Genomic DNA, 3,058 nt, shown 5'->3' with positions numbered 1-3,058 from the left:
CCCCAGGGGCTCGACGCCGGAACTGACATCAACCGCCAGCGTGGTGCAACGCGGGCGCACTTGCAAAATGCCATCGGTCACGTTTGCAGGCGTGAGTCCACCAGACAAAACGAGGTGAGAGCCGACGCTTGGTGGAAGGAGTGACCAATTGAATGCCTTGCCGCCGCCGCCGTACCCCTCGACATGGGCGTCGAGCAGGATGGCCTGGGCGTTTGAAAAATCGTGTGCGTATTTTACGAGATCGAATTGTGCCGCATCCGGGCCCAGGGGTATCCGGGCCGCCCGCAGCCAGGGGCGGGCGCCGCCGCCGGTGGCATCCAGGCAGTCCTGCGGCGTCTCGTCTCCATGGAACTGCACGGTGGCGCCGGCGATCAGCGCGGTGGCAGCCATCACCTCTTGTGCGCTGGCGTTCACGAACAGCAGCACCGGCGTGACAAAGGGCGGCAGGCGGCGCGCCAGTTCGGCGGCGCGCTCGGCCGTCACTGCGCGCCCGCTGCTCTTGGCATAGAGCACAAAGCCGACGGCATCGGCCCCAGCGGCCACGGCGGCATCCACGTCCTGCTCGCGGGTCAGTCCGCAGATCTTGATGCGGGTGCGGCTGGCAGGGAACGGGGTGCGGGAGGAGGGGGTGTTCGGGCTCATGGGAGCCAATCATACGCAGCCGTGCGCTGGGGCAGGCCCCACGCGGCGTCGTAGACCGGTCCCTGGAAGTACAGGCCATCGGGCGAGAAGGTGGGCGCCGCAGCGTCGCGCGAGCGCGCCTGCAGCACTTCCTGGATCCACTCGGGTGGGTGGTCACCCCGGCCGATCGCGATCAGGCAGCCCATGAGGTTGCGGATCATGTGGTGCAAGAACGCATTCGCCTCGAACTCGACGCGCCCGTAGCACGGGCGCCCGCCGAGTTGGGGGTGGGGGTCACCCTGTGCGCTCTGAGGGATGTCGATGCGCGTGAGTGTCTTGACCGGTGACTTGGCCTGGCAGGCCGAGGCGCGGAAGGACGTGAAGTCGTGCTCGCCCAGCAGGTGGTCGGCCGCCTGGCGCATGGCCGCATGGTCCAGGGGATGGTAGACCCAGCCCACGCGCCCGGCATCCACGCTTGGGCGCACGGGTGACTGCAGCAGCACATAGGCGTAGCGGCGCGCCACGGCGCTGGAGCGGCAGTGGAAGCTGTCCGGCACGGGCTGGGCCCATTGCACGGCGATGTCGGACGGCAGGAAGGTGTTGGTGCCGCGTACCCAGGAAGACGCGGGGCGGTTCAGCGGGGTATCGAAGTGAACCACCTGCATCAGGCCGTGCACCCCCGCATCCGTGCGGCCGGCGCACAGCGTGCTCACGGGGTGCGTGGCAAAGCGCTCCAGGGCCGTTTCCAGCTTGTCCTGGATGGTGTTGCCCGAGAGCTGGCTTTGCCAGCCGCTGTAGGGCTGGCCGTTGTAGCTGACACCCAGGGCCACCCTCATGGGCGGGCCTGGGCAAGGGTGGAGGACCGGGTTGCGGGAGCCGGCCGCATCAGCCCAGTTCGACCAGCATGCGCTGGGCGCGGGTCCTCAGGGCACCGCTCGATTCGGCCACGACCTCTTCGATCAGCGTGCGCGCACCATCGGTGTCGCCAATGGCGTTGAACTCTTCGGCCAGTGCCAGCTTGGTGGCCAGCGGGTCGTCCTGGGCAGCGGCCGATCCATCGTCATCCGAGATGGGCACGGCTGCCGTCGGGATTTCCACGGACGGTGCGGCACGGGCAGCCATGGGCTTGGGGGGGGCCGTCAGGTCCAGCGACAGCTCGCCCAGATCGAAGTCCATGGGGCCGGAGTCCTGGGCTTCGGCCAATGGCATGGGGCCGGTGGGCGCCATGGTGAGTTCGTCGCTGGGAGCTGCCGCGCGGGCTGCCGGTGCCGGCGTGGGGGCCGGTGCCGGCGCCGGCGCGTTCCAGGCGGCGTCGGCCGTCAGGTCGGGCAGGTCGAAGTCTTCGCTGGACAGCACGGGCTCCGTGCGCTGCGGTGCGCGCGGTGCAGGTGCTGCCGCGGTGGCCGCTGCAGCCGCCGCTGCGAACCCGCCGGGAGGCGCGGGTGGTGCATCGGTCAGCGCGTCGTCGGGCAGATCGAGGTCCAGATCCAAGTCCAGGTCGGGCGGCAGGGCTGCGGAGGCCACAGGCGCACCCGAGAAGGTGCTCACGAAGGCGCCGGGAATCGAGGGGTTCTCGTCTTCCACCTGCTGGCCAGGGCGGCCACCGGGCTGGTACAGCGGATTCTCGGGATCGATGCCACGGCCCAGGTCGACGATGCGCGCCCAGTCGGGGCCTTCGCCCTGCGTGAGCTTGAAGACTTCGCCTGCCACGGCTTCCAGGGCCTTGCGGTCCTGGCGCTTTGCATAGATCTCGGCCAGCTTCACGTGCACGGACACGCGCGCCGGGTTGTGGCGGATGGCTTCCTTGAGGATTTCCTCGGCCTGCAGGTCGCGGCCATAGGCCAGGTACACATCGGCTTCGGCCACGGGGTCCACGTCGCCGCCCGCATCGAGCTGGCTGGGCGAGTAGGCCATGGACGAACCGGTGGTCATCTCGCTGTTGGCGGTGTCCACGCGCTGGCCGCCGCTGGCGCCGAAGAACGAATCGGGCTGGATGCGGCTTTCGAGGAAGGAGCTGTCCACGCCGGCATTGTTGCGGCGGCGCTGGATCACCCGGTAGGCGCCATAGCCCAGCAGCAGGGCCAGCAGGCCGCCACCGGCCAGGGGGATCAGCGGGTCGTCCAGCAGGCCATCGAAGAAGCCGGGCTCGGCCATGGGTGTGGGCGGTGGCAGGACGATGGGCTTGGAGGCCGGCGCTGCAGGCGGCGTGGCCGGTGCTGCGTCCGACGCGGGGGCCGCGCTGGCCTCGGCCGAGGCGCCGCTGGTGGGTTCGGACGCTACCGCGGCGGGTGGGGCGTCAGGGGCGGCCGGCGTGGCGGGCCCGCCGGGCCCGGCCCCCCGGGGCGGGGGGCGGGCGGGGGGGGCGGGTGCGGGGGGGGGCGCGGCGGGGGTGGCAGGCGGCGAAGGGGCCGCCGCCGCTGCGGCACCCCGCGGGTGG

Annotated in this window: 3 protein-coding genes; all 3 read right to left on the bottom strand. The window is 71.0% G+C overall.

The features are described 5' to 3' along the window. Positions 1 to 642 (bottom strand): phosphoribosylanthranilate isomerase (locus tag ACK59X_RS14840; protein ID WP_409958253.1); only part of this gene is annotated, 642 nt, incomplete at its 3' end. After that, positions 639 to 1,457, bottom strand: coding sequence for a tRNA pseudouridine(38-40) synthase TruA (gene truA / locus ACK59X_RS14835; RefSeq protein WP_409958251.1), 819 nt, complete (start codon positions 1,455 to 1,457; stop codon positions 639 to 641). The genes truA and ACK59X_RS14840, both read right to left, overlap by 4 nt. Before the next feature lie 49 nt (positions 1,458 to 1,506). Then, positions 1,507 to 3,058: FimV/HubP family polar landmark protein (locus tag ACK59X_RS14830; RefSeq protein WP_409958249.1), on the bottom strand; the 1,552-nt coding region annotated here is incomplete at its 5' end.

The organism is Acidovorax sp., from assembly GCF_046339755.1.
GTDB lineage: Bacteria > Pseudomonadota > Gammaproteobacteria > Burkholderiales > Burkholderiaceae_C > Acidovorax.
The sequence above is the reverse complement of the archived record's forward strand: the minus strand, read 5'-3'. Positions and strand labels throughout refer to the sequence as shown.